This window comes from Parasediminibacterium sp. HNIBRBA5674 (assembly GCF_056745525.1).
Genome location: NZ_JBQWIE010000012.1, coordinates 1 through 25,682, shown reverse-complemented (window position 1 = coordinate 25,682; position 25,682 = coordinate 1). Strand labels below are relative to the sequence as shown.

At 35.9% G+C, this 25,682-nt stretch carries 26 protein-coding genes; 10 read left to right on the top strand and 16 right to left on the bottom strand.

Annotation, left to right across the window (positions count from 1 at the left end):
- Positions 1–3: 3 nt before the first annotated feature.
- Positions 4–3,141 (top strand): ATP-dependent helicase, encoded by a 3,138-nt coding sequence (locus tag ACT9TX_RS07690; RefSeq protein ID WP_481337688.1) that lies wholly within the window; start codon positions 4–6, stop codon positions 3,139–3,141.
- A 21-nt stretch (positions 3,142–3,162) separates the two neighbouring features.
- On the opposite strand, the gene ACT9TX_RS07685 is transcribed toward ACT9TX_RS07690, so the two are convergent.
- The 3 genes from ACT9TX_RS07685 to dcm are packed head-to-tail and all read right to left on the bottom strand — an operon-like array spanning position 3,163 to position 6,802.
- Positions 3,163–4,707, bottom strand: a complete 1,545-nt coding sequence (locus ACT9TX_RS07685; RefSeq protein ID WP_481337687.1) for a DNA cytosine methyltransferase — start codon at positions 4,705–4,707, stop codon at positions 3,163–3,165.
- A 6-nt stretch (positions 4,708–4,713) separates the two neighbouring features.
- Complete coding sequence (locus ACT9TX_RS07680) at positions 4,714–5,550, bottom strand: TdeIII family type II restriction endonuclease (RefSeq protein WP_481337686.1); 837 nt, start codon at positions 5,548–5,550, stop codon at positions 4,714–4,716.
- On the bottom strand, positions 5,543–6,802 hold the full coding sequence (dcm, locus tag ACT9TX_RS07675; protein WP_481337685.1) for a DNA (cytosine-5-)-methyltransferase: 1,260 nt from the start codon (positions 6,800–6,802) through the stop codon (positions 5,543–5,545). Before dcm ends, ACT9TX_RS07680 begins: the two co-directional genes overlap by 8 nt.
- A 178-nt stretch (positions 6,803–6,980) precedes the next feature.
- Here dcm and ACT9TX_RS07670 point away from each other — a divergent pair, with 178 nt between their 5' ends.
- On the top strand, positions 6,981–8,414 hold the full coding sequence (locus tag ACT9TX_RS07670) for an Ig-like domain-containing domain (protein WP_481337684.1): 1,434 nt from the start codon (positions 6,981–6,983) through the stop codon (positions 8,412–8,414).
- Here the strand turns inward: ACT9TX_RS07670 and ACT9TX_RS07665 are convergent.
- From ACT9TX_RS07665 to ACT9TX_RS07655, 3 genes are read right to left on the bottom strand one after another with little or no spacing between them, the layout of a single operon-like run.
- The gene (locus ACT9TX_RS07665) at positions 8,411–8,779 is read right to left on the bottom strand and encodes a phage holin family protein (protein ID WP_481337683.1); all 369 of its coding nucleotides are present in this window, start codon (positions 8,777–8,779) and stop codon (positions 8,411–8,413) included. The two genes, ACT9TX_RS07670 and ACT9TX_RS07665, sit on opposite strands and share 4 nt — an antisense overlap.
- A gap of 12 nt (positions 8,780–8,791) precedes the next feature.
- A complete protein-coding gene (locus ACT9TX_RS07660; RefSeq protein WP_481337682.1) occupies positions 8,792–10,072 on the bottom strand; it encodes a M16 family metallopeptidase in 1,281 nt (426 codons plus the stop codon).
- A 3-nt stretch (positions 10,073–10,075) separates the two neighbouring features.
- Positions 10,076–11,314, bottom strand: a complete 1,239-nt coding sequence (locus tag ACT9TX_RS07655) for a M16 family metallopeptidase (RefSeq protein WP_481337681.1) — start codon at positions 11,312–11,314, stop codon at positions 10,076–10,078.
- Positions 11,315–11,446: 132 nt separating this feature from the next.
- Here ACT9TX_RS07655 and ACT9TX_RS07650 point away from each other — a divergent pair, with 132 nt between their 5' ends.
- The 8 genes from ACT9TX_RS07650 (at position 11,447) to ACT9TX_RS07615 (ending at position 16,067) form a co-directional block, all read left to right on the top strand.
- Positions 11,447–12,478 (top strand): radical SAM/SPASM domain-containing protein, encoded by a 1,032-nt coding sequence (locus tag ACT9TX_RS07650; RefSeq protein WP_481337680.1) that lies wholly within the window; start codon positions 11,447–11,449, stop codon positions 12,476–12,478.
- Between the two features lie 43 nt (positions 12,479–12,521).
- The gene (locus ACT9TX_RS07645; protein ID WP_481337679.1) at positions 12,522–12,755 is read left to right on the top strand and encodes a hypothetical protein; all 234 of its coding nucleotides are present in this window, start codon (positions 12,522–12,524) and stop codon (positions 12,753–12,755) included.
- Positions 12,752–13,048: a type II toxin-antitoxin system RelE/ParE family toxin gene (locus ACT9TX_RS07640; RefSeq protein ID WP_481337678.1), complete on the top strand. Its 297-nt coding sequence runs from the start codon at positions 12,752–12,754 to the stop codon at positions 13,046–13,048. The genes ACT9TX_RS07645 and ACT9TX_RS07640 overlap by 4 nt, the downstream gene beginning before the upstream one ends.
- Positions 13,049–13,095: 47 nt before the next feature.
- Positions 13,096–13,539 carry a MarR family winged helix-turn-helix transcriptional regulator gene (locus ACT9TX_RS07635; protein WP_481337677.1) on the top strand — a complete coding sequence of 148 codons (444 nt, stop codon included), beginning with the start codon at positions 13,096–13,098 and terminating at the stop codon, positions 13,537–13,539.
- A 65-nt stretch (positions 13,540–13,604) separates the two neighbouring features.
- The gene (locus ACT9TX_RS07630) at positions 13,605–13,859 is read left to right on the top strand and encodes a type II toxin-antitoxin system Phd/YefM family antitoxin (protein WP_481337676.1); all 255 of its coding nucleotides are present in this window, start codon (positions 13,605–13,607) and stop codon (positions 13,857–13,859) included.
- 2 nt (positions 13,860–13,861) lie between these two features.
- Positions 13,862–14,119: a Txe/YoeB family addiction module toxin gene (locus ACT9TX_RS07625; RefSeq protein WP_481337675.1), complete on the top strand. Its 258-nt coding sequence runs from the start codon at positions 13,862–13,864 to the stop codon at positions 14,117–14,119.
- Between the two features lie 92 nt (positions 14,120–14,211).
- A complete protein-coding gene (locus ACT9TX_RS07620; protein WP_481337674.1) occupies positions 14,212–15,681 on the top strand; it encodes a glycoside hydrolase family 10-like protein in 1,470 nt (489 codons plus the stop codon).
- 263 nt (positions 15,682–15,944) lie between these two features.
- Positions 15,945–16,067, top strand: coding sequence for a phosphatidate cytidylyltransferase (locus ACT9TX_RS07615; protein ID WP_481337673.1), 123 nt, complete (start codon positions 15,945–15,947; stop codon positions 16,065–16,067).
- 147 nt (positions 16,068–16,214) lie between these two features.
- Here ACT9TX_RS07615 and bamJ read toward each other — a convergent pair whose 3' ends face one another.
- The 10 genes from bamJ to ACT9TX_RS07565 form a co-directional block, all read right to left on the bottom strand.
- Positions 16,215–16,937, bottom strand: a complete 723-nt coding sequence (gene bamJ / locus ACT9TX_RS07610) for a BamJ family beta-barrel-assembly machinery protein (protein WP_481337672.1) — start codon at positions 16,935–16,937, stop codon at positions 16,215–16,217.
- Positions 16,938–16,958: 21 nt separating this feature from the next.
- On the bottom strand, positions 16,959–18,293 hold the full coding sequence (argH, locus tag ACT9TX_RS07605) for an argininosuccinate lyase (protein WP_481337671.1): 1,335 nt from the start codon (positions 18,291–18,293) through the stop codon (positions 16,959–16,961).
- A 96-nt stretch (positions 18,294–18,389) separates the two neighbouring features.
- Positions 18,390–19,451: a M20 family metallo-hydrolase gene (locus ACT9TX_RS07600; RefSeq protein ID WP_481337670.1), complete on the bottom strand. Its 1,062-nt coding sequence runs from the start codon at positions 19,449–19,451 to the stop codon at positions 18,390–18,392.
- Positions 19,452–19,480: 29 nt separating this feature from the next.
- Positions 19,481–20,284, bottom strand: a complete 804-nt coding sequence (gene argB / locus ACT9TX_RS07595; protein ID WP_481337669.1) for an acetylglutamate kinase — start codon at positions 20,282–20,284, stop codon at positions 19,481–19,483.
- Positions 20,284–21,252, bottom strand: a complete 969-nt coding sequence (locus ACT9TX_RS07590; protein ID WP_481337668.1) for an N-acetylornithine carbamoyltransferase — start codon at positions 21,250–21,252, stop codon at positions 20,284–20,286. The genes argB and ACT9TX_RS07590 overlap by 1 nt, the downstream gene beginning before the upstream one ends.
- Positions 21,253–21,466: 214 nt before the next feature.
- Positions 21,467–22,492, bottom strand: coding sequence for a recombinase RecA (gene recA / locus ACT9TX_RS07585; RefSeq protein ID WP_481337667.1), 1,026 nt, complete (start codon positions 22,490–22,492; stop codon positions 21,467–21,469).
- Positions 22,493–22,794: 302 nt separating this feature from the next.
- Complete coding sequence (locus tag ACT9TX_RS07580) at positions 22,795–23,868, bottom strand: iron-containing alcohol dehydrogenase family protein (protein WP_481337666.1); 1,074 nt, start codon at positions 23,866–23,868, stop codon at positions 22,795–22,797.
- Positions 23,869–23,989: 121 nt separating this feature from the next.
- Positions 23,990–24,715: a 3-deoxy-manno-octulosonate cytidylyltransferase gene (kdsB, locus tag ACT9TX_RS07575; RefSeq protein ID WP_481337665.1), complete on the bottom strand. Its 726-nt coding sequence runs from the start codon at positions 24,713–24,715 to the stop codon at positions 23,990–23,992.
- Positions 24,716–24,722: 7 nt separating this feature from the next.
- Positions 24,723–25,343: a hypothetical protein gene (locus ACT9TX_RS07570; RefSeq protein ID WP_481337664.1), complete on the bottom strand. Its 621-nt coding sequence runs from the start codon at positions 25,341–25,343 to the stop codon at positions 24,723–24,725.
- Between the two features lie 19 nt (positions 25,344–25,362).
- On the bottom strand, positions 25,363–25,527 hold the full coding sequence (locus ACT9TX_RS07565; RefSeq protein WP_481337663.1) for a hypothetical protein: 165 nt from the start codon (positions 25,525–25,527) through the stop codon (positions 25,363–25,365).
- Positions 25,528–25,682 lie beyond the last annotated feature (155 nt).

Below are 25,682 nucleotides of genomic sequence, written 5' to 3'. Positions count from 1 at the left end.
AACATGCCAACAACAGAACAACAGCAAGAACTTTTTAAGAAGGTATATAGTCAACTAAATGCACAGCAGAAACAAGCGGTAGACACTATTGAGGGACCAGTAATGGTGATAGCTGGGCCAGGTACAGGCAAGACACAAATTTTAAGTGCCCGCATTGGTAAAATACTCAACGAAACCGATGCTTTACCAGAAAATATTTTGTGCCTTACCTACACAGATGCAGGTGTGGTAGCCATGCGTAAGCGCTTGCTAGGCTTTATTGGTAGCGATGCTTACAAAGTAAATATTTACACGTTTCATGCCTTTTGTAACGATGTGATTCAAGATAATTTAAGCCTGTTTGAAAAGAATGTACTTGACCCCATTTCTGAACTTGAAAGCATAGAATTATTTACCGAACTGATAGATAAATTTCCAAAAGACCATCCACTAAAGCGCTATAGAGGCGATGTGTATTATGAAATTAATAATCTAAAATCTTTGTTCAGCACCATGAAGCGTGAAGGCTGGACACCTAAATTGATAAACGATAGTATAGATGCTTACATAAACGACTTGCCATTGCGTGACGAATACATAGCCAAACGAGCTACCAAGCATTTTAAAAAAGGCGATGTACGTACCGATAAAATAGACGAAGAGAAAGAGAAAATGGGCAAGCTACGTGCTGCTGTAAATGAGTTTGATACGTTTCAAAAAATGATGCGTCAGCGCAACCGTTACGACTTTGATGATATGATTAATTGGGTGTTAACGGCATTTGACACTAACGAACATTTGCTTCGTGGCTATCAAGAAAAATTTTTGTACATATTGGTAGATGAATACCAAGATACAAGTGGCACGCAAAATAAATTGGTGCAGCAACTCATTAATTACTGGGAAAAACCAAACGTGTTTGTAGTAGGTGATGACGACCAAAGTATTTATCGCTTTCAAGGGGCTAACGTAGAAAATATGCTGGTATTTGCAGAGCAATACCAAAAAGATTTGATGACGGTAGTATTAACTAATAACTACAGAAGTACTCAACCAATACTCAATATTAGTAAAACGCTGATTGATAAAAATGAGGAACGCTTGGTAAAACAATTACCAGGTTTAAGTAAAGATTTGCTGGCTGCAAATGTTCGATTTGCGCAAAGCGCTGTAAAGCCTGTTTTAAAAGAATACGAAACACCTAAGCATGAAATGATAGATATTACGCTTCAGCTTGAAACGCTGTTGCAACAAGGTGTTCAGCCGGGCAAAATAGGTATCATTTACAAAGAAAATAAATACGGTGAAGAACTAGCAGAGTACTTGAAACTTAAAAATATTCCTGCCTACAGCAAGCGCCATTTAAACCTACTTGACATTCCTTTTATTAAGAAGCTATTACTAATGTTGCGCTATGTAGCAGCAGAACACGATGCGCCTTATGGTGGTGACGAAATGCTGTTTGAGATATTGCATTTTGACTGGTTTAAAATTCCACCAATAGAAATAGCCAAGCTAAGCGTAGAAGTTGCTGGCAGGGCTTGGGGCGAGAATAGAACATCGCTAAGAGCCATTATAATAGAGAAAGCCAACGCGCCAAAAAGAGACTTGTTTAGCGTGGGCCTAAACGAACAAATTGTAAAAGCAAGCAACATACTAGAAGGCTTAATATCAGATGTGCCCAATGTTACGCTACAAATGCTGGTAGAGAATTTGATACAAAAAGGTGGTGTGTTATCATACATCATGCAACATTCAGACAAGATTTGGCTGATGCAGTTGCTAACCGCTTTGTTTGATTTTGTAAAAGAAGAAACAAGAAGAGCACCATCGCTTACACTACAACAGCTAATGACTGTGATAGAATTGATGGCGAAAGAAGGTATTAAACTACCTATGGTGCAAGTAAGCGGTAGCGATAAAGGTGTGAATTTATTAACCGCTCATGGCAGTAAGGGTCTTGAGTTTGAGTATGTATTTTTTGTAGGCTGCAACGCTAGCAGCTGGGAAAAGAAACGCAAGCCTGGTGGCGGTTACAACTATCCTGATACCATGTTTGCTACACAACCAAAGCAAAAAGATGTAGAAGAATTACGTCGCTTGTTTTATGTAGCATTAACAAGAGCCGAACAACATTTAACCATATCGTACAGTAAGTTTAAAATTGATGGTAAGCAGCTTGAACCATCGATGTTTATTGCAGAAATTCAGCAAGAACATACGTTAGAAGCGCTACCTGTACAATTGAGTGAAGAAACGGTATTTGAATTTAGTGCACTTGCTTTTGATACCGTTTTAGCCCCAGAAATTCAACAGTTAGAAGCAGATTTTGTAAATAGATTGCTTGAGAAATTTGCCATGAACGTTACTGCGTTAAGTAATTATTTAAACTGCCCGTTGAAGTTTTACTTTAACAATTTAGTGCGCATACCAGCATCTAAAAATGAAGCCACAGAGTTTGGTAGTGCTGTACACTTTGCTCTTGAACAATTGTTTAGAAAAATGCAAAACAATAACGAGCAATTTCCTGAGAAAGAAATCTTCATTAGCGATTTCAACTGGTACATGCATCGTCACAGAGAATTTTTTACCAAAGAACAGTACGACCGCAGGCTTGAATATGGTGCTGAAATTTTGAGTAACTATTACGATAAATACATCAACACATTACCTAAAGTTGTAAGTGTAGAGCGCAACATAAGAGGTGTGGTTATTAAAAATGTGCCATTAAAAGGCAAGCTTGATAAGCTAGAATTTGATGGTAAGCTAGCCAACGTGGTAGATTATAAAAGTGGCGATTTTGACAAGGCCAAAACCAAGCTATTGCCACCAAATGAGAAAGAGCCAAATGGCGGTGATTATTGGCGTCAAGCGGTTTTCTATAAAATTTTAGTAGATAATTATGAGGCTAAAGATTGGCAAGTACAAAGCGTAGAATTTGACTTTGTAGAACCGGATAAAAAGAAAGAATACCATAAAGAAAAGGTGTTTATAACACCAGAAGATATGACTACGGTAACTGAGCAAATTGTAACCGTTTGGGATAAAATTCAGGCAAGAGATTTTTATACTGGCTGTGGCAAACCAGAATGTCATTGGTGCAATTTTGTGAAAGAAAATAAGCTAGAAATAGCGTTGCATGAGGTAGAAGAAGAATTGTAGCCGTTGATTTAAGTGATTATACTAGTGCACGGCAAGGCCTTCTCTGTTTAAGTTGTATTGACTAATCGCATTGTGTTTATCGAAAACACCTGTTTTCAAAATTGCATTAGCTAACATTTCTATAACTGGAACTGAAACACTATTGCCTAATAACTTCATCCACCTTGCTCTAGATTCTGGTAAAATATAATTTTCTGGAAAGCCTTGAATTAAGCAGGCTTCAGTTTTAGTGATTTTTCGGTAGCCTTCTTTTTTATAAATTTCTTCAATAAACTTTGCTTTATATTGAACTTCATTTTCTGCTTTTACTTCGTTTAATGTAATATAATCATTAGAATCACTAGCTACAAGTGTTGGAAATATATTTGAACTTGGTAAAAAAATTCTGTTAACACCAAATAAACCTGTACTTATTTTAGTGTTTTTGAAATCATATCTTGATTCTTTACAAACAATAATCTTTTTTTCTTCTAAAGATTTTATAGTTTTTTGAATATCAATTTTTTTAATTTTTATCGTTCTATTTGTTTTTAAAGTGTCAACAACAAATTGATTATTGATGCTACATTGTAGTAATGCATTTTCAGCATCACTTATAGTTTCGGCATTGAACGTTTTAATGTCAAAAGAATATTTTTCCTCTTTTAAAATATTAAGCTTTATTAATTCGGTTATGTCTTTTTGAGTTATTGTTGAATCAAGTGCTTGAAAATGATATAACGATAGAGGATTGCCATCTAGTTTACCATAAACTTTTTTTCTTCTATTCTTAAGTAATGTATAACAAATGTTTTTTTGCTTTTCGGTAGTGTTTAAAATATCCCAAGAGTGAATTGTTGAATGACCGTTTCTCAAATCGTTAAATAGAAAATAGTCATTAAATCCATTATTGTTGGATAAGCTCATACTTTTTTGCGAAACCACATTACCAAATAAATCCTTTTGACAAAAAGATTGATTTTTGTTTAACGCATTATTTTCTTTATTCAAAATGTCGCCTAGCTTTTTTTTATTTATCATCGGATTGGGGATTGAAAAATTTAAGGCAAACTCTTCCTCTAAAAACCCAACAATATATATTCTAACTCTATTCTGTGGAACACCATAATCGTAAGAGTTTAAAACGTAATAATCAGCAAAATATCCTGCTTGTTTAATTCGATTTAATATGTATGATAGAGCCTCTTTATTTCGAGGGTCAACCAATCCTTTTACGTTTTCAAAAATAAATGCCTTTGGTTTTGACTTATTAAGTAAATAAATAGTATCATTCCATAATTGACCTCTATCGTCATCAAAACCTAAATTTTTACCTGCTATAGACCAACTTTGACACGGCACGCCACCTACAAGTAAATCGTGAGTAGGAAGGTTTTTAATTTTTGTAATGTCGCCCAAATTATGTTTAGAATCCTCGCTAAAATTGATACAATAAGTATCTATAGCATCCTTATTAATTTCACTAAAATTTACACAGACACCCCCCACATTGTTAAGTGCTAACCTAAAACCACCTATACCGGCAAAAAGATCAATAAATGAGAACACATTTTTATTATTCATCATTTTCGTTTATTTAAGTAAATCATCTGCAGAATTCAAAGGAGGTTCTATTTGTAAGAATTCTTTATAAATTCGTTCTCTATATTCTTTCCCCAAGGAATTCACTTCTTTTATAAAATTAAAGTAAGTACCTACACCGCCTATTAAATCCCAAAACTCATTTCCAATTAAAACAGACTCATCGGATTGCATATTAAACCACCTCATTGGAAATCCCCAAACATACTCTTCTTTCTTACCATAAGGATTATATGGCAAAGCATAGTAGGCGTAATCAACTTGTTTCGGATTCATTGCCAACAACTTAAACATTTTCTCTTTACTAACTTTTGTTTGGTCACTATTAGGCAATGGTCCTTTTAATTCAAAAGCATATTTTGTATTAGTTACAGGATTATGAATAAAAATATCACACGTTACAGTTACAGGAATGGGGTCACCGCTACCAGCTAATATATATTCGAGCTCTTTTTTCCAATCGGGTTTGATTTTATCATCACCTTTTTTATTGTGTTCTAATTTATTTAGCACTTCTTGAATCCGCCTTAAACTTTCACTTCCAATGATTCCATGAATCGTATGCCCCATGGAACAGTTACCATGTGATTCTATAGCTACAACTTGCGCTAAACGTTCCCATACGCTACCAAAAGGCGTGACAAATCTTCTTTCAAAATGTGAACCTTTAAATATTTCATCTGGAACTAGTGCTGCATAAAGAGGCTTTGCTGAATGGTGTTTTTCTTTTATAAAAGGGTCGTTTACTAAAACATTGTCCATAACTCTATCCATCATTCTTGTAACAACTTCTTTTATTGCAAATGCAATTCGTTCTTGTTTATCCATAACATTCTGTTTTTCTTTTGATTTTATCCTTGATTCTGTAATATTCGTTCAAAAATTTAACAATCGAATAACCAACTTCACAACTCAAATTAACAGGTACTGCATTGCCAATCTGTTTATATTGCTGTGCTATAGAACCAGCGAATTTCCAGTCATCAGGAAATGTTTGTATTCGAGCATTTTCACGTACCGTAAAGGGTCTAGTTTCTTCTGGGTGACATCTTTCTGTTTGTTTTTGCGCCGGGCTACACATAATAGTCAAACATGGTTCATACCAGCCAATTCTTCGTGCAATACCAGTTTTGCCCCCACCTAAATAAAAACTTCCACCCATAAATTTTTTCTGAATATCCACTGGTAAATCACGCCAGTAACCTTTTTGAGGCACTAAATCCAATACCTCGATTTTGCTTTTTGGATATTTTGCACCTTCGGATTTTGGAACATTTGAATCAAATAATTCCCCTTTTTTCAATGCATCTTTTAGGTTATAGATTTTCTTATGTGGCTTTGGATATTCATACTTTAGGTTAATATCTTTTCTAATCCCAACAAGTATTAAACGCTCTCTTTTTTGTGGAACTTTATAATTGATAGCTTTTAACACCTGCACAGGTACAACACTGTAACCAATTTCGTCTAATATAGACATCATGCCTTGTAACGTTTTTCCGCCTTCATGACTTAACAAGCCTCTTACATTTTCACCAATACAAATTGGTGGATTTACTTCTTTTACAACTCTTGCAAATTCATAAAATAATGTTCCTCTTGCATCTGCTAATCCTAATTTCTTACCAGCATAACTAAATGCCTGACAAGGAAATCCGCCAGTAACTACGTCTACTTTATTGTGATAATCTGAAAAATCAAAGGACTTAATATCGCCCTCTAAAACTTTCCAGTGAGGCCTATTATTCCTTAATGTTTGACACGCCCATTTATCAATCTCGTTAAGCGCTACACACTTTAATCCAGCTTTTTCTAAACCAACTGCCAACCCACCTGCACCTGCAAATAATTCTAAAACAGTGTAATCTTTATCAGGCTTTACTTGATTAGAAATTATGCCTTTATCATCAGAAATGAAGTCAGAAAATAATGTTTGAACCTCGGCTTTACGATACACACGGTAATTACTAATTGGCTCTCTCATCGCTGATAATTTTCCTTCCTTATCCCATCTTCTCAAAGTTTCTTTACTTTTTCCAAGAAGTTCTGACGTTTCAGACAATGATAAATATTCTTTCATAACCAGATATATTAACCTTACACAATGGTTACAAATCTAATAGGGATTTTTATAAAAAATCAAATTGTGAAAAACTAATTTTTAAATTGTTTTTAGTTCTGTCTATAACTATTTAAAAGATTATTAGGATTACCAAAACATATAAGCAACTAAGTTTGCAGCTAGTCACATTTACACAATGAAAAAACAAGTTACATTTTTCTTATCAATTGTTATAATCTTACAAATCACGGTTCAGACAATGAGTGGCTGCGCCAATATTATACCACCAAGTGGTGGGCCAAGAGATACATTGCCACCACGATTAATAAACGCTTCACCAAAAGATTCGGCAACGAATGTGGTTGCAAAAAGCATTACACTCAACTTTGATGAATTTGTAGATGTAAAAAGTATTCAAGAGAATTTGGTGGTATCGCCAATTACAAAATCTATACCCACGGTTGATTACAAGCTTAGAAGTGTGATTGTAAAATTTAAAGACACACTTGAACCTAACACTACTTACAGCCTCAATTTTGGCGATGCTATTAAAGATGTAAACGAGGGTAATGCAGCTAAAAACTTCACCTATGTTTTTTCTACAGGTAAAACCATTGCCAATGGTAGTTTTAGCGGTAAAGTAATTTCGGCCGAAACGGGAAAAATTGATAGCAGTTTGATAGTGGTGTTACACAGAAACTTGAGTGATACAGCTATTTTTAAAGAAAAACCACGCTATTATACCAAGCTTGATGGCAAGGGTGCTTTTAAGTTTAAAAATGTAGAACATGGTACTTATGCTGCTTTTCTAATGCCGAATAATTATTCTAAAAAGTTTGAAGATAGTACCAAGCCTTTTGCATTTTTAAATGCACCAATCACCATCAGCGATACCACACCATCTGCTGCTTTTTATACCTACGAAGAAAAGCACAATAAAGAAGGTGTTGGCAGTTTTGGCGCTAGATTTGGCACAGGTATTTCTACCAAACCTACGGCTGTAAAAGAAGATAAAAGATTGCGTTACAGCAACAGTTTAGAAGGTAATTTGCAAGATCTGCTACGCAATAATATTGAGCTAACATTTACCAAACCACTCACTAAATTTGATAGTAGTAAAATATTGCTTTGTGATACTTTAAATAAGCCCTTAGCTAATTATAAAGTAACATTAGATACGACTAAAAAAGTAGTACAAATAGTATACAACAATTGGAAAGAAGACATGGCTTTTAACCTGCTTGTTTTAAAAGAAGCCATGGCAGACAGCAACAATGTTACCATCTCTAAAAGCGATACCATAAGATTTTTTACTAAAAAAGAAGCTGAATATGGTAGTGTAAAATTGCGTTTTGGTCAGTTAGATTTAGGTAAACATCCTATATTACAATTTGTGCAAAGCGATAAGGTTACCGAATCTGTAGTGCTTACCACCAAAGAGTTCTATAGAAAGCTTTACAAGCCAGGTGAATACGAGATTCGCATATTATTTGACACCAATAAAAATGGTATTTGGGATAGCGGTAATTATGGTAAAAAGCTACAGCCTGAAGTGGTGTATTTGCTAAAACAGAAGTTTAATTTTAAAGCCAATTGGGATAATGAAGTAGATGGTATTGTAGTGCCTTAATTATTAGTTTCATCTTCGTATTGCGATTTTGTAAGCCCATCAATAATTGATGTTACAACCGATACGATAATGCTAAAAAGCAATGCTGACCACCAACCATCAACCGTAAAATTTGGCACAATTTCAGAAGCCCATTTTACAATTAAAACATTAATAATTACCAATAAAAATAAGTCTAGTGTAACTATGGTTATTGGTATGGTTAAAACAATCAAAATAGGCTTGATAAAACTGTTTAATAATCCTAAAACAATGGCTACCAAAATAGCTGTTAACGTACTATCTACATTTACACTATCTAGTACATAAGAAGCAATTAATACAGCCACCGCTGTAACCATTGTTTTAAGAAAGAAACGAATCATAACATTGCGTTTTTAAATCACTACTAACTCATAAAAATCTTCTGGCTGCAAGTATTGCTTAGCTAGAGCTTGCAATTCGTCAGCTGTAACGGTTCTTATGGTATTAATACTGTTATAAAAGTACGCATCATCAAGGTCGTTTAGTATATAACTTTTCCAGCGAGAAATAATTTGAAAAGGACCATCTAAGGCACCCAAAAGCCCACCCATCATGTAGTTTCGCACAAGGTCTATTTCTTCATCGGCTATTTTTTCATCTCTCAGGCGAGCCATTTCTTTATACACTTCCTCTAATGTAGCCGCACACACATCACGGCCTGCTTCTGTACTAATCATCCAAGCAGTTTGCTGTATCAAGTTTTGCAAATACGAGTGAATACCATAAGTGTAGCCTTTGTCTTCACGAATATTGCTCATTAATCTTGAGCCAAAAAAGCCACCGAAAATATTGTTCAGCACCTGCACTTTTGGAAAATCAGGGTGGTGACGATTTGGAAAAGGACGAGCCATTCTTATCGCTCCTTGCACACCACTTTCATCGTTAATAATGTGGTATTTCTTTTGCTCAGCAGCTATCGCTTCAACCTTTGGTAAAACGATATTTTGTTGGTTAAATGGCAGTTTGCCAAACACATTGTTTAACTGTGTAGCAATATCGCTTGGCAATTTACCAGCAACAAACATGATGCATTTACCATGCGTATAAAACTGTTTGTAAAAAGCTACCAACTCATCACGTTGTATGCTATCATAATCTGCTGGTGAAGTGTATCTACCATAAGGATGATGAAAACCAAATACATACTCATCTATCAAGCGATTAGCTACAAAGTCGCACTTTTTTAAATTAACTTCTAAGCGTTGCTTTTGGTTTTGCTTGTAAATGGCTAGCTCTTCCTCTGGAAAAATACTTTCGGTCAACATTTCAGCCATTTCTGGTAACAAATTAGGCAAATGTTTGCTTAAGGTATGCAGCGTAAATGTAGCCGTTTCGTTGTGGCAACTTCTGTTTAAGTACGCACCATAAAAATCAAAATGCTCGTTTATAGCAAATGCTTTTTTAGTGGTAGTACCATTTTTAAGCATAAAGTTGGTAGTGGCTGCTACAATGTTTTTGTCTTCGTAGCAGTTACCTGCAAAAAAAACACATTCTACCATTACCACTTCTTGTGCACCAGCATCTATACTATACACCTCTACACCATTATCCAATGTAAATTTCGTGTACGGCTTTAGCTGCAAGTTAAAATCAACTGCATCAAATATTTGTGGGGCTATTTTTCTATTAATCATCCATTAATTTTTACTGTGATAGTGCAATGTATTGCTGTTATTATCGTCAAAAATAGTTTGGCTGTAAGCCTTAATATCTTGAACAGTAATAGCTTGGTATTTATCTAGTTCTGTGTTCATTAAGTTAGCATCACCAAGCAATTCGTAATTAGCCAAGCTAGTTGCACGGCTCATTACGCTCATATCTTCAAATGCAATAACGCTTTCGGTTTTGTTTTTTACTTTTTGTAGCTCGTTGTCGTCTACCAAAGTGCTTTTCATTTTGTCTATTTCCTCGTTTACTGCTTTGTTGGCATCTTCAAGTTTTACGCCTTTTACAAGCTTACCTTCTATGGCTAGCAAACCACCTTCTATGCTACCAAAATGATAGCAATCTAGGTTAGAAAATAATTGTTGTTCTTTTACTAATTTTTGGTATAAACGAGACGAACCGCCACCGCCAAGTACTTCAGTTATTAAATCGGCCACGTAATAACCTTTGTTCATTCTAGAATCAATATGCCATGTTTTTACAAATGCATCTAACGGCACTTCGGCATAATGTTCTAAAAATCTTGCTTCGGTTTGTTTGGGTTCTTGTGGTAAGTTTCTTTGGTATTTTTCGCCCATTGGTATTGGCCCAAACCATTTATCGGCTAAGCGTTTCACTTCTTCTGTGGTTACATTTCCTGCTACTACCAATATTGCATTTATAGGGCGGTAATGCTTAAAGAAAAAGTCTTTTACATCGTCTATTGTTGCATTTTCTACGTGGCTTAGTTCTTTACCTATGGTCATCCATTTATAAGGATGCACTTTGTAAGCTAATTCACGCATTTTAAACCAAACGTCACCATAGGGCTTGTTTATGTAATGCTCTTTAAATTCTTCACAAACTACTTTTCGCTGTACTTCTAAGCTTTTTTTACTAAAAGCAAGGCTTAACATTCTATCACTTTCTAGCCAAAATGCCGTTTCTATATTTTCCTTTGGCATGCTACAATAATAGTTCGTCAAGTCGTTAGTCGTATAGGCATTGTTTTCACCGCCTGCACGTTGCAAGGGTTCATCATAGTCTTTTATGTTAATGCTGCCGCCAAACATTAGGTGCTCAAACAAATGTGCAAAGCCTGTTTTGTTAGGGTTTTCATCTTTTGCGCCTACATCGTACATCACATTTACCACTGCCATAGGTGTGCTTGTATCTTCATGCACCAATACACGCAAGCCATTATCTAACACAAATCTGTTGTAACCTATCATTTGCTATTATTTATAAAGACGGCAAATATAAACCTCTCGTTACAGCATTAACAGTATTACGCGTATTTTGGTTTCGATAAACGAAAGTTAGCTACTAACTTACAACCAAGCGGCTTATTTTTACAGCCATCTATGGCTTATTTCAATTTAACAGATACGCTTAATTATTACTCAAAATTCACGGTACGTCGTGCATGGAATTTGTACAAGGTATTGGCAAGCTATCAGCTAAGTAAACTGCTAAAAAAGCCTATTCAATGGGGTTTTCCTGTATCTATTTCTTTTGAACCTACAACTAGTTGCAACTTGCGCTGCCCAGAATGCCCTAGTGGTTTGCGAGAATTTAGCCGCCCAACAGGCATGTTGCAAAAGGACTTTTTTAGAGAAACCATTGATGATATTTACAAAGAATTGCTCTATTTAACTTTCTATTTTCAAGGTGAGCCGTACCTAAATCCTGATTTTTTAGACATGGTAAAGTACGCCCACGATAAAGGTATTTACACTGCAACGTCTACCAATGCGCATTATTTAACCGATGAAAAAGCTAAAAAAACGGTAGAAAGTGGGCTTGATAGACTGATTATTTCTATCGATGGTACCACACAGGATGTTTACCAATCGTACCGTGTGGGTGGCAAGTTAGACAAGGTACTTGAAGGTGCTAAAAACATTGTAAAATGGAAAAAAGAACTCAACAGCAAAACCCCTTTTGTATTTTTTCAATTTTTAGTGGTAAAGCCAAATGAACACCAAATAGAGGAAGTAAAACAATTGGCAAAAGAAATAGGTGTAGATCAGGTGCGTTTTAAAACCGCTCAGGTGTACGATTTTGAAAATGACCCCAACCAATTAATACCAACGATTGATAAATATAGCCGCTACAAAACAGACAAAAACGGCAAAGTGGTAAGCAAAAGTGGCTTGCAAAACCAATGTTGGAAGCTTTGGCATGCCAATGTAATTACTTGGGATGGCTTGGTGGTGCCTTGCTGCTTTGATAAAGACGCCACGCACCAATTGGGCAATTTAAAAGGTCAAAGTTTTAAAGCCATTTGGCAAAACGATAATTACAAGCAGTTTAGACGAGAACTAATGACAAGCCGCAAAAACATTGATATTTGTAGCAATTGCAGCGAGGGTTTAACGGTTTGGGAAGATTAATTTATTGGCCAATTTTTTATACCTTTAAGATAAAATACTGTGTATGTTGGATAATAATTTAAAAGAAAAATTGCATCACTATATTGACATTGCAGATGAAAAAAAATTAGCTGCCATTTATACATTGGTTGAAGAAGACATTGCTACAGAAATGTTGGAGTTAGAATTAGCAGAACGATTAACAGACTTTGAAACCAACCCTACTGATGCGCTTAGTTTTGAGCAATTGGTAAATGGTGCAAGGCAACAGTATCAACATAAGCAAGCGTTAAAATGAGTTATTCGGTACGATTTCACAAACTCGTTCAATATGATTTTTCCAATGCCTACGAATGGTACGAAAATAAAAGCCAAGGATTAGGTGAACGATTTATTGAAGCTGTTAAACACAAACTTGATGACATTTGCCACTTACCAGAAGCAAATAGTGAAAAATATAGAAAAGGCTTTAGAGAGGCAAGCGTTGACATTTTTCCATTTGTAATTGTTTACAAAATAATGCCATCACAAACTATTTTTGTTTCTACTATTCATCATGTAAAAAAAACATTCGAGAAACAAGTATCGTAAACCTTGATGCGTAATATATCCACCAATCTCTAAATTATTTCTACAGCATGGGCCTTGAACAAGATATTAATCAGCATAAATTTAGAAACGAGTACCAAAAAGCTACCATTAATATCATTTATACCTGCAACTTTTTGCAACAGCAATTTAAAACCCTATTAGAACCTGCTGACATTACCACCCAACAATATAACATCTTACGCATTTTACGTGGCGAAAGCCCATTAAGCACGTTACAAATTCGTGAGCGCATGTTAGATAAAATGAGCGACACGAGCAGATTGGTAGAACGTTTGCTTAAAAAAGGATTGCTTGAGAAAAAATCTTGCAAGTTTGATAAGCGCTTGGTAGATGTAACCATTACTGAAAAAGGATTGGCATTATTAGCAGAATTAGACGCTAGCGCTAATAAATTAGATAATATTATCTCAAATCTTACACCTGCTGAAGCCAAACAACTCAACGAATTGCTAGATAAAGCAAGAGGATAATTTTTTCTTCAAAATATCTTTTAATACACTTATTTTGTACTTAAATAAGTACTTAATTAAAAAATATGGAAGTATTAAACTATACCGAGTTTAGAAAATCACTCACCAAAAGCCTTAATAAGGTTACAGATGATGCAGAAATTGTAATTGTTTCTAGAAGTAAAGGAAAAAATGTAGTGGTAATGGCGTTAGAAGAATACAATGCCATACAAGAAACACTGCATCTCACTAAAACTGTAGCAAATAGAAAACGTTTAGATGATGCTATTGCTGAAATGGAAAATGGACATTTTGTTGTCAACGAACTAATACATAAATAATTATGGAACTAGTTTGGCAAACAAATGCATGGGAGGATTATCTATACTGGCAAGAGCAAGACAAAAAGGTTTTATTTAGAATCAATGATCTAATAAAAGACACATTACGCTCACCTTTTAAAGGCATTGGAAAACCCGAACCACTAAAAGGTAACTATGCGGGCTGCTGGAGCAGAAGAATTACAGACGAACATCGTTTGGTGTACATACTTAAAGAGGGTCGTTTACATATTTTACAATGTCGATTTCATTACACTTAATGTGTGTGTTGCATTGCTGTGGATTATCAGCCGCTCATACTTAAAACATCCACAAGCCTTATTTCTGTTGGCCACTTGGCTACCTTTGCCACATGAATAAATCCTTTTTCTTACTCGTTATCGGTATTATTTTATTTACAAGTACCGCACAAGCACAAACCAATTTTGAGTTTCGTGGTGTGTGGATTGCTACGGTAGAAAATATTGATTGGCCAAGTAAAAAAGGCTTATCTGTTGATGATCAAAAAGCAGAATTTATTCATGTGCTAGATATGCACCAACGCAATGGCATGAATGCTATTTTCATGCAAATTCGCCCCGCTGGCGATGCTTTTTACCCATCGCAATACGAACCTTGGAGCGAATATTTAATGGGTAAGCAAGGTTTGCCACCTACACCATTTTACGATCCGCTTGCGTTTATGATTACCGAAACGCATAAACGTGGTATGGAATTTCATGCATGGTTAAACCCTTACAGAGCGGTGTTTAATGTCACAAAATCATCTATTGCACCATCACACATTACCAAAATACATCCTGAATGGTTTTTAACCTATGGCACTACCAAGTTTTTTAATCCTGGCTTGCAAGAAGTAAGAAACCATGTAAGCACAATTGTAAAAGACTTGGTTACACGTTACGAGCTTGACGGTATTCATATGGACGACTATTTTTACCCATATCGCATTACTGGCAAAGAATTTCCTGACCAAAAAACTTACGAGCAAAGTGGTAGCAAGTTGAATAAAGAAGACTGGCGCAGAAGCAATTGTGATAGCATTATCAAGCAATTGTACCTTACCATTCGTAATGCAAATCCGCATGTAAAATTTGGCATTAGCCCCTTTGGTGTGTGGCGCAATAAAAGCCAAGACCCAATAGGCAGTAATACCAAAGCAGGCCAAACGAATTTTGATGACCTTTACGCAGATATTTTATTGTGGCTAAAAGAGGGCTGGATAGATTATGTAGTACCACAATTGTATTGGGAAAGAGGACATAAACTGTGCGACTACGATACCTTACTAGCTTGGTGGAACGAACATACGTATGGCAAGCATTTGTACATTGGTCATGGTATTTATAGGGTAAATACCAATGCTGCTTGGAAAGATAAAAACGAAATACCGAAACAAATACAAGCGCTAAGGCAATACAGCACCACACAAGGTAGCGTGTATTTTAGCAGTAAAAATTTTGAAACCAATGCCAACGGCTGGAACGATAGTTTGCGCCAAAACTATTATGCATTACCAGCCATTATACCGCCCATGCCTTGGTTAGATAGTGTACCACCTGCAAAACCATTGGTAAGTGCTGTAAACAAAACCACGTTTAACATTGCCTACAAAGGCACCGAAAACATTAAGGGGCTGGCATTTTTTGCATTACCTACATTGGTAGATGTAAAAATGAACCTAGCCACATTGCTATATTTAACCACCACCACAAGCACCACATTTGACAGAACAAAATCTATGGCGCCAGCCGATAATAGGTTGTTTGTAGCTGCGGTAGATACTAATAATAATGTAAGCGAATGGGTTGAGTTGAAATAAAATATATTTTAATTAGTTTTGGTAAAAGCATTTAAATACAGACATTTCTCGCTCAAATTTTATCACTACGCTCTTATATACAATTTAATTATTTTAATATCTATACATTGTACTGCAAATATGTAAAATAATAGTCTGGGCAAAATTTACTTTAAAGAAAATAATGTTTATTATAGTTGCTTTTTTAATATTAACTAAAAACACAAATCGAATACATTCAACCCCTATGTTAAACACTAAATTTGAGGAAATTAAACAAACGAATGGCAGGTGTAAAAGATAGTGTCCAAATAATGCCTGGTCATGGTGGTTTTTTAGATCGTTTTGATTCTCTACTACTTGCTACACCTTTTGTATGGTTGTTTGTAAAGTTGATAATGGGCTAAAAATATACGCTACGCTAAAAGCTGAAGAAAGAACAGAACGTACAAGTGAGTGACACAACAGACGCTAAATAGTAGTACAAAAGTTGGTCAACAAAAAAAGCCACCATTCTTTAAGAACAGTGGCTTACTATACGTTTTGTAAAGAGATTATTTCTCGATGCTGATCAATTCAACATCAAAAATTAAGGTAGAACCAGGTGCAATTGCAGGGCCTGCTTGTTGGTCACCATAAGCTAATTCTGAAGGGATGTATAATTTCCATTTGCTACCTACGGTCATTAATTGTAAAGCTTCTGTCCAGCCTTTAATTACGCCAGCCACAGGAAATACAATTGGCTCGCCTCTATCTACTGAGCTATCAAACACTTTACCATCTATTAAAGTACCGTGGTAGTGACATTTTACTTTATCACCCATTTTAGGTTTAGTAGTATCTGTACCAGCTTTTACCACTTCGTATTGCAAACCGCTAGGTAATGTAACAACACCTGCACGTTTGCCATTAGCATCTAAAAACTTTTTACCAGCGGCCTTAGCTACAGCAGATTTTGCAGACTGTGCTTTTTGCTGATAAGTACCTATGCAAGCATCTAAACCTTCCTCTACAATCACTAGTTTATTACCTTTAAACACATCGTTCATTGCCTTTTGAAATATCAATTGATTGATACCATCAAAACCTTGTGCTTTAATGTTCTGAGCAATACGAGCACCTAATGCATAGCTAGCACTATCGGTATTGTTTTTTAATGGATTTACTACAGCAGCGGGCTTAGCTGTGGTGGTAGGCTTTGCAGCAGGCTTTTTTACTTGAGCATTTACAGTAATGACAGCAGCTGTTAATGTAAAAATAATCGCAACTTTTTTCATTGTAATTGTTGTATGTGTTTTTTAATAATTGACTAATTTGTTAATGGCCTCATGCACTTTCTCAAAACCAAATGTACAAAGCGTTTCGTCCATCATGGCTTTAATTTCTTTGGTACACAAATTACCTATTGAACCTTCATGCGTATGATTTACTTCGGTTGAATATTCAAATTTTCCAGCCTCAATACCACGACCAATTTGCTTATAAGCATCTCTAAATGGTACACCTTGCAACACTAGTTTATTTACTTCTTCAACGCTAAAAATGTATTGATATTTCGCATCGGCTACAATGTTTTGCTTAACAGTGATATTGCTCAACATTAAAGTTGCCATTGCAATACAATCTTTCAAGGTTTTAAATGCAGGAAATAAATGTTCTTTTAGCAATTGTAAGTCACGGTGATAACCACTTGGCAAATTCGTAGTCATCATGGTTATTTCGTTTGGCAATGCTTTTATGCGGTTACAATGGCTACGAATTAACTCAAATACATCCGGGTTTTTCTTATGCGGCATAATGCTGCTACCAGTTGTAAGCTCAGCAGGAAAAGACACAAAGTCAAAGTTTTGGTTTAAATACAAACACATATCCATACTTAACCTTGCCAATGTATCGGCCACATTTGCCAATGCTTGCGCTGTTATACGTTCGGCTTTTCCACGACCCATTTGTGCGTACACCACATTGTAATTCAGATTTTCAAAACCTAACAATTGTGCCGTTAATGTTCTATTGATTGGGAAAGAAGAACCATAACCTGCCGCTGAACCTAATGGATTTTTATTAACTATTTTGTAGGCAGATTGCAACGTTATCAGATCGTCTACCAAGCCTTCTGCATAAGCACCAAACCACAAACCAAATGATGATGGCATGGCCAGTTGCAAATGCGTATAGCCAGGTAATAAATCGTTTTTAAAGGTTTCACTTTGCTGTTGTAGCAATTCAAAAAAAGGAACAATAGTATTTACTAATGTTTCTATTTCGCTACGCAAAAACAGTTTTAAATCCACTAAAACTTGGTCATTTCTACTTCTTGCAGAGTGAATTTTTTTACCTACTTCACCCAATTTTTCAGTTAACAGAAACTCTATTTGTGAATGTACATCTTCAACGCCTTCTTGTATTTTAAAACTTGCATCTTGCGTACTTGGAAAAATGCTTTGCAGTTCTTTTACCAAAATATCTTTCTCTTCAATAGTTAGCAAACCAATAGTAGCAAGCATTTCAGCGTGTGCAATATTTCCAAGCACATCGTATGGCGCTAGCAATAAGTCCATTTCACGGTCTTTGCCTACCGTAAATGTTTCTACTTCTTGTAACGAGGCTATGTCTTTTTGCCAGAGTTTCATGTTTAAAATTTCTTTTTGGGTAACCAGCTTTTGTACTACTATTTAGCAGTTGTTGCGTCGCACACTTGTACGTTCATATTGCTATGTAACTAGTAACTACCTAATTATTTGATCAAGCAGCTTAATATACGTTGCTACACCGTCTTCAATTTCTGCTATATAAATGTATTCGTCTGCTGTGTGGCTTCTTGCACTATCACCAGGACCCATTTTTAACGTAGCAAAAGGCATCAATGCTTTGTCGCTAGTTGTAGGTGAGCCGTAATAACCTTTACCCAAAGCAATACCCGCTTTTACTAGTGGATGGTCCAACGCTATAGATGTTGATTTCATTCTTGTAGTACGTGGTTTGAACTTGCTCTTCAAATTCTTTTGCAATTCACTCAAAATCTCATCAAAAGTGTATAGCTCGTTTACACGCACATCAATCACAAACTTGCATTGTGCAGGTACAACATTGTGTTGTTTGTTTTCTGTTTCAATTACAGTTACAGTCAACATACTTTCACCTAAAAGGCTGCTTACTTTTTCAAATTTATAATTGCGTATCCAGTTAATATCATCAACAGCTTTATACAAAGCACTTTCGCCTTCTTTACGTGCAGCATGACCAGCTCTTCCTTCTGCAGTACAATCTATCACCATCAAGCCACGTTCAGCTACCGCCATTTCTAGTTTGGTGGGTTCGCCTACAATACCAAAGTTAATATTACCTAAATATGGTAATACCAATTCAATACCATTTACACCACTAATTTCTTCCTCAGCACTTGCTGCAAATACTACATTATACAACAAGTTTTCTTCGTGGTAAAAATGTAAGAACGTAGCTATTAAACTTACCAAACAACCGCCCGCATCGTTACTACCAAGGCCAAATATTTTACCATCTTTTTCTAGTGGGAAAAATGGATCGATGGTATAGCCTTTATTGGGCTTTACAGTATCGTGGTGCGAGTTAAGCAAAATGCTTTCTTTGTTTACATCGTAATGCTTGTTTTTAGCATAAATATTATTGCCCACACGAGCAAAAGGAATACCGTGATTTTGAAAGAAAGTACACAAGATTTCTGCTGTATCGTTTTCTTCTTTGCTAAAAGATGGCGTTGCAATTAACTGTTTTAGTAAATCAATTGCATCTGCTGTAATACTTGTCATTGTTGTATTTGAAGGTAATGAATATATTTTTATGCGTTAACAATAGCGGTGCCACTACTGCCATTAATAAGTTCTTGTAATTGTTCCGCTTTACCAATTATTACTTTGCTTACACCGCTATTAATAGCTGCAAAAGCATTGTCAAGCTTTGGTATCATGCCTTCAAAAATTAGTTGCTGCTCTTTCAATTCTTGGTAGTAAGTGGGCGTTAAAGTTGATACAACAGAAGCATCATCATTTACATCAAGCAATACACCTGCTTTCTCAAAACTGTATATCAGCTCTACATCGTAAACACTGCTTAGTGCTTTTGCTGTTTCTTGTGCAATGGTATCTGCATTGGTGTTTAATAAAAGGCCTTTTGCATCATGTGTAATTGGTGCCAACACAATAGCTATTTGCTGCGCTAATAAACTCTGCAACAAACTTGTATTTACAGCATCTACATCACCTACAAAACCATAATCGATGCCCCCAACCCCTAAAGGGGAGTTAGAACCTCTTTTGTGAGATTGTATAATATTACCATCTGCACCGCACAAGCCTAAAGCATTACACCCATTGCCTTGCAATTGCGCTACGATGTTTTTATTAATCAAGCCAGCATACACCATGGTTACAATTTTCAAGGTTTCAGCATCTGTAATTCTTCTGCCATCAACCATTTGTTGTTCTATACCAAGTTGTGCCGCCATTTTAGTAGCTAGCTTTCCACCACCATGAACCAAGACTTTCAAGCCTTTAACAGCTGCAAAATCTTTTAGAAAAGCTGCTAATTTTTGATCATCGTCAATAATATTTCCGCCAATCTTTATGACATATAATTTCTCCATTACAAACGCTTCAATATTTCTGATAATACTGCTTGGGCTGCCCAAACTCTATTGCCTGCTTCTTGTGTAACCAAACTATTTGGTCCGTCCAAAATTTCGTCACTCAATTCTACATTACGTCTTACAGGTAAGCAGTGCATTACTTTGGCGTTATTCGTAAGTGCCAGTTTTTCATTGGTCATCATCCATTTAGGATCGTTTTCATACACTTTACCATAGTCGTTATAAGTGCTCCAGTTTTTTACATACACATAGTCTGCATCTTTTAATGCTTCATCTTGATTGTGTGTAATGGTTGCACCTGCTGTAAATTTCTCTGCTAGTTCATAATCCTCAGGATGTGCAATTACAAAATCTACTTCACCCCAAGCAGTCATCCATTCTGCAAAGCTATTGGCTACACATTGTGGCAAAGCCTTTACATGTGGCGCCCAAGTCAATACAACTTTAGGTTTCTTATTGGTAGAGGCGGCTTTATTATTTAAATCTTCTTGTATAGTAATTACATCTGTTAAACTTTGTAATGGATGCAGCGTAGCACTTTCTAAACTTACAACTGGTACACCTGCATATTTAATAAACTGGCTAATGTACATTTCACTGTAATCGTCTTCTCTGTTTTGTAAGCCAGGAAAAGTTCTTATGGCAAGAATATCAAAGTATTTACCCATGATTGGTGCAGCATCTTTTATGTGCTCAACGGTGTTACCACTCATGATGGCACCTTCTTCAAATTCTAATGCCCAACCTTCTTTATCTACATTAAAGACAATTGCTTCCATGCCAAGGTTTTTGGCTGCCACTTGTGTACTTAATCTTGTACGTAAACTTGGATTTAAAAACAGTAAGCCTATACGTTTATCTGCACCTAATGCTTTATCTATCAATGGATTGGCTTTGTATGCCAATGCCTTTTCTACAATACTGTTGATGTTGTCAACATCTTTAACTGATATAAATTGTTTCATACCCAAGACCCACAGGGGTCATTATTATATTAATTACAAAATATGTATCGCGCTTTTCAAGTTGCCAAATATAACAATCCTGCATGTTTTAGCTTTTAAAAAGAAATAGACGGCTAAATTTAACAAACAGCGTTAGTTGCATTACCATAAAAAACAAGCCACCTCTTTTACAAGAGATGGCTGTTCTACTTACTAATCCGTATACCGAATTTATTTATTCTTCTTCTTTTATTACAATACCACCGCCTACATTTTCAGCAATTTTTGCTCTAATTTTTGCTTCAATTTCGTTAGCTAATTCAGGATTATCTCTCATTAACCCTTTTACAGAATCACGACCTTGGCCCAATTTATTGCCTTCGTAGCTAAACCAGCTACCACTTTTATTAACAATGCCAAGTTCTACACCCATATCAATAATCTCACCTACTTTGCTAATACCTTCACCAAAAATGATATCAAACTCAGTAGCTCTAAATGGTGGCGCCACTTTGTTTTTTACCACTTTTACTTTTACGTGGTTACCTATTGCCTCGTCACCATCTTTAATTTGTGCTGAACGTCTAATATCTAAACGAACTGACGCATAGAATTTTAAAGCGTTACCACCGGTTGTCGTTTCTGGGTTACCAAACATAACACCAATTTTTTCACGCAACTGGTTAATGAAAATGCAAATGGTATTGGTTTTATTAATAGTAGCTGTCAACTTACGCAAAGCTTGGCTCATTAAACGAGCATGTAAGCCCATTTTACTATCGCCCATTTCACCTTCAAGTTCGCTTTTAGGTACTAAAGCTGCTACAGAGTCAATAACTACTACATCTAAAGCACCAGATAATATTAAACGGTCGGCGATTTCTAATGCTTGCTCACCATAATCTGGTTGAGATATTAAAAGATTGTCTACGTCTACACCTAGTTTTTGTGCATAAGCACTATCAAAAGCATGCTCAGCATCTATAATAGCACACATACCACCAAGCTTTTGTGCCTCAGCAATAATATGTGTAGCCAAGGTAGTTTTACCACTACTTTCTGGACCATAAATTTCAACTATTCTACCTCTAGGAATACCACCTACACCTAACGCAGCATCTAAGCCAATAGAACCTGTAGAAACTACTTCCATTGGTTCTCTGCTTTTCTCGTTCATCATCATCACACTGCCCTTACCATAGTCTTTGTCTATTTTATCCATTGTAAGCTTCAAGGCTTTCAGCTTTTCTACATTGCTCATTGGTCGTAAATTTTATCTATCAAATGTAATAATGGAACAAAAGTAATAGAATTTAGTTATCAACACTAATTATTTTAGTATTTTTTTGCTAAGTTTTTGTGTTCGCTCTTTTTGCTGATAAAAGTATCTACTGTTGCTAATCTACACCCGATTGCAACGGAAAGCCCTGTAAGTGCGGATGCTTCCGTGTGTCAGCACAGGCTTGCAGTGCAAAGCGGGACAAATGCTGAGATTTAAACTACTGCTTGTGTTCAACAACTAATAAAAAACGCCGCAAATGCGGCGTTACTATTATTGAAGATTTATAATTTTTCGTACAATGCTCTTAGCTTTTCACGGGTCATTATTTGCTCCCAGTTTTTGCCAAGTGCGTTTTCCCATAGTGGTTTCATGCCTAGGCTTACGTTTATCATGGCATCAAACTGTTCGTCGGACAAGCCCTTACAAATACCTTCAGGAATGAAAATATCGTTATCAGCTACCATTTGCTTAAACTCAGCTACACCTTTTGGATAAAACTCTTCAATGTGGTTCATAACAATACAGTTACCAATACCATGCTTGGTGCCTAATAAATAGCTTAGGCCATAGCTTACTGCATGCGCCACACCTACTTGCGAATAAGCAATGCTCATACCGCCTGCATAAGATGCCATCATTAATTTATCGTCGTGCTCGTCTGTCCACGTTTGGTTACCTAAGAAAATATCTTGGCAAAGCTGCAATGCTTTCTCGCCATAGCTTTTACTAAACTCATTAATAAAATTACCCTCAAGGCTTTCTATACAGTGAATATAGCAATCCATGCCAGTGTAAAAACGCTGATTGGCTGGGGCATCTTTGGTTAATTCTGGGTCAAGTACAATTTGATCGAATGGCGTAAAATCGCTGTTCATACCAAGCTTACGTGTAGGGCCTGTAAGTACCGTAGTTCTAGACACTTCTGCACCAGTACCACTTAATGTAGGAATACCGGCTTTGTACACACCAGGAAATTTCACCAAATCCCAACCTTGGTAATCGGCACTAGAACCAGGATTGGTCATCATTAAGCTTACCGCTTTTGCTAAATCCATGGTACTACCGCCACCAATGCCAATGATACCACTTACGGTACCAAACTCAGCTTTTAGCTGTTGTGCTAATGCATCAACCTGTGTGGTTTTAGGTTCGTAGGTAACATCAACAAATATTATTTTATCCTTACCACGCAATGGTATGCGATTGGGTAAAGCCTTGCCTTCAAAAAAATGGTCAACAAAAAAAATTATTGGCGCATCGGCCTTGCGCTGCGGCGTTAATATCTCGTCTAACTGATTAAAGCTACCTCTACCGTACACCACGTAGCTTACCATCTTAAAATTTCTAAACTGCATATCCTTTAATTATTACACGAATTTGAAGCAATTACACGAATTACACGAATTTTAATAATTGAACCATTTTTTAGCAATTACTCGAATAGCAAAAATTGGCTCAGTAAATTGATAAATTCTTTTACAATAGTTTAGCTGCTTTTTCTAAGTCTTCAGGGGTATCTATTTCTACACCCATATAATCTGTAACCACCATTTTTAATGTTACGCCATTTTCTAAATAGCGCAAGCATTCTATTTTTTCTGCTGCTTCCATAGGTGTAATATCCCATTGAGTAAAGGTGAGCAAGGCATCTTTTCTAAAAGCATACACACCTATATGTTCATAGTAAGTAGGCGTTACATTTTTATCTCGCTGATAAGGAATTACAGAGCGACTAAACATCATGGCGTTCATGTTTTTGTCCACCGCTACTTTTACATAATTTGGGTCTGCAATAAGCTGTTCATCTTTTAACACCTGCATTAGCGAAGCTACTTGCACCTTACCTTCAGCATCGTCTTCAAATACTTGCAACAATTTTTCCAGCGGTTCTTTTTTTACAAAAGGTTCATCGCCTTGCACATTTACAATTACATCTACATCCATAAACTTAGCAGCTTCGGCTATTCTGTCGCTACCACTTTCGTGCTGCGCTTTACTCATTACTGCTTTGCCGCCATTGTTTACAATTTCATCGTAAATCACTTCGCTATCTGTTACTACAATTACATCATCAAATAAGCCTGTAGCAAACGTGTTATCGTGTGTATGACGTATCACCGTTTTGTTGCCTAATGGCTGCATCAATTTTGCAGGAAAACGTGTAGCACCATAACGTGCAGGTATCATTGCTATTATCTTCATGGGCGTACTATTGATTATGTGAAGACAGCCATTCTTCTACAAAAAGACAGTAGTCTTTAAATGCTAGATTATCTAGTTGCAGTCCTTCTAGTTTTGCGATTTCTGGTAAAATTTTTTCAGTAAAAACAGCAAACTCTTTTTGAATCACTAGCGGCCCTGGTAACTTTCTACCTGATAAGACTAACCAATTTCTTATTTGGTCTATTAGTTTATTGATATTGTTGTTGTGAGATTTAGGATCAATACCATTTAAATCTGACAAGTATATTTTTGAAGAAAATTTTTTATTCTCGAAAATCAAAATGTTTTTACGCTTTTGTTCATTATTTCCGAAGCGTTTTGCACCTAGAAATAACCCCAATTCAAAAGGCATATTAAAGCGTGGATAACCACTATCTACATCTAAGGCTACATGAGAAATATCATGAATACCATATTTGCATTCTTCAATTAATTTGTACAACTTATCTATTCTATTTACTGAGGCATCATCATGCTCAAAGGCACATCTAGGAATAAATCCACAACGAATGATTGTGAAAACAATGCCGTCAAAAAACGACTTATAGTCGTTATCAAAAGGACAATTAATGAAAATATTATCGTTGTAGGATTCGTGTACCGTCATGAAAATCTTAAAACACAGATTAAACTGTTTGCTTTTTAGGATTAGCTAAAGATATATTCTTAACTCTAACTACGGCTGACTTTGGCTTACCATGAATAGCAACGGCTCTAGCCATTACCTTAGCTACAACGTTTCTCGAAAGAGTTGTTCGCCTACTTACTTTTTTAATTGTAACAATAGTCATGTAACAAATATAAAACAAAAAATTCGTTGATAGTTCAACGAATTTTTTGTTTTATTGGCAATTGAACGTAAAGTTTTCTTAATTAACTCAAGTTGCTAGTTAATTTTCTTTAGCTGTAAAGCAAACAGGAATAATGCTATTTTCAGGAGGAAGCC

Excerpts from the sequence above, each read along its gene's own strand:
- ACT9TX_RS07690 (WP_481337688.1), top strand. The coding sequence starts at position 4 with ATGCCAACAACAGAACAACAGCAAGAACTTTTTAAGAAGGTATATAGT.
- ACT9TX_RS07685 (WP_481337687.1), bottom strand. The coding sequence starts at position 4,707 with ATGATGAATAATAAAAATGTGTTCTCATTTATTGATCTTTTTGCCGGT.
- ACT9TX_RS07680 (WP_481337686.1), bottom strand. The coding sequence starts at position 5,550 with ATGGATAAACAAGAACGAATTGCATTTGCAATAAAAGAAGTTGTTACA.
- dcm (WP_481337685.1), bottom strand. The coding sequence starts at position 6,802 with ATGAAAGAATATTTATCATTGTCTGAAACGTCAGAACTTCTTGGAAAA.
- ACT9TX_RS07670 (WP_481337684.1), top strand. The coding sequence starts at position 6,981 with ATGAAAAAACAAGTTACATTTTTCTTATCAATTGTTATAATCTTACAA.
- ACT9TX_RS07665 (WP_481337683.1), bottom strand. The coding sequence starts at position 8,779 with ATGATTCGTTTCTTTCTTAAAACAATGGTTACAGCGGTGGCTGTATTA.
- ACT9TX_RS07660 (WP_481337682.1), bottom strand. The coding sequence starts at position 10,072 with ATGATTAATAGAAAAATAGCCCCACAAATATTTGATGCAGTTGATTTT.
- ACT9TX_RS07655 (WP_481337681.1), bottom strand. The coding sequence starts at position 11,314 with ATGATAGGTTACAACAGATTTGTGTTAGATAATGGCTTGCGTGTATTG.
- ACT9TX_RS07650 (WP_481337680.1), top strand. The coding sequence starts at position 11,447 with ATGGCTTATTTCAATTTAACAGATACGCTTAATTATTACTCAAAATTC.
- ACT9TX_RS07645 (WP_481337679.1), top strand. The coding sequence starts at position 12,522 with ATGTTGGATAATAATTTAAAAGAAAAATTGCATCACTATATTGACATT.
- ACT9TX_RS07640 (WP_481337678.1), top strand. The coding sequence starts at position 12,752 with ATGAGTTATTCGGTACGATTTCACAAACTCGTTCAATATGATTTTTCC.
- ACT9TX_RS07635 (WP_481337677.1), top strand. The coding sequence starts at position 13,096 with ATGGGCCTTGAACAAGATATTAATCAGCATAAATTTAGAAACGAGTAC.
- ACT9TX_RS07630 (WP_481337676.1), top strand. The coding sequence starts at position 13,605 with ATGGAAGTATTAAACTATACCGAGTTTAGAAAATCACTCACCAAAAGC.
- ACT9TX_RS07625 (WP_481337675.1), top strand. The coding sequence starts at position 13,862 with ATGGAACTAGTTTGGCAAACAAATGCATGGGAGGATTATCTATACTGG.
- ACT9TX_RS07620 (WP_481337674.1), top strand. The coding sequence starts at position 14,212 with ATGAATAAATCCTTTTTCTTACTCGTTATCGGTATTATTTTATTTACA.
- ACT9TX_RS07615 (WP_481337673.1), top strand. The coding sequence starts at position 15,945 with ATGGCAGGTGTAAAAGATAGTGTCCAAATAATGCCTGGTCATGGTGGT.
- bamJ (WP_481337672.1), bottom strand. The coding sequence starts at position 16,937 with ATGAAAAAAGTTGCGATTATTTTTACATTAACAGCTGCTGTCATTACT.
- argH (WP_481337671.1), bottom strand. The coding sequence starts at position 18,293 with ATGAAACTCTGGCAAAAAGACATAGCCTCGTTACAAGAAGTAGAAACA.
- ACT9TX_RS07600 (WP_481337670.1), bottom strand. The coding sequence starts at position 19,451 with ATGACAAGTATTACAGCAGATGCAATTGATTTACTAAAACAGTTAATT.
- argB (WP_481337669.1), bottom strand. The coding sequence starts at position 20,284 with ATGGAGAAATTATATGTCATAAAGATTGGCGGAAATATTATTGACGAT.
- ACT9TX_RS07590 (WP_481337668.1), bottom strand. The coding sequence starts at position 21,252 with ATGAAACAATTTATATCAGTTAAAGATGTTGACAACATCAACAGTATT.
- recA (WP_481337667.1), bottom strand. The coding sequence starts at position 22,492 with ATGAGCAATGTAGAAAAGCTGAAAGCCTTGAAGCTTACAATGGATAAA.
- ACT9TX_RS07580 (WP_481337666.1), bottom strand. The coding sequence starts at position 23,868 with ATGCAGTTTAGAAATTTTAAGATGGTAAGCTACGTGGTGTACGGTAGA.
- kdsB (WP_481337665.1), bottom strand. The coding sequence starts at position 24,715 with ATGAAGATAATAGCAATGATACCTGCACGTTATGGTGCTACACGTTTT.
- ACT9TX_RS07570 (WP_481337664.1), bottom strand. The coding sequence starts at position 25,343 with ATGACGGTACACGAATCCTACAACGATAATATTTTCATTAATTGTCCT.
- ACT9TX_RS07565 (WP_481337663.1), bottom strand. The coding sequence starts at position 25,527 with ATGACTATTGTTACAATTAAAAAAGTAAGTAGGCGAACAACTCTTTCG.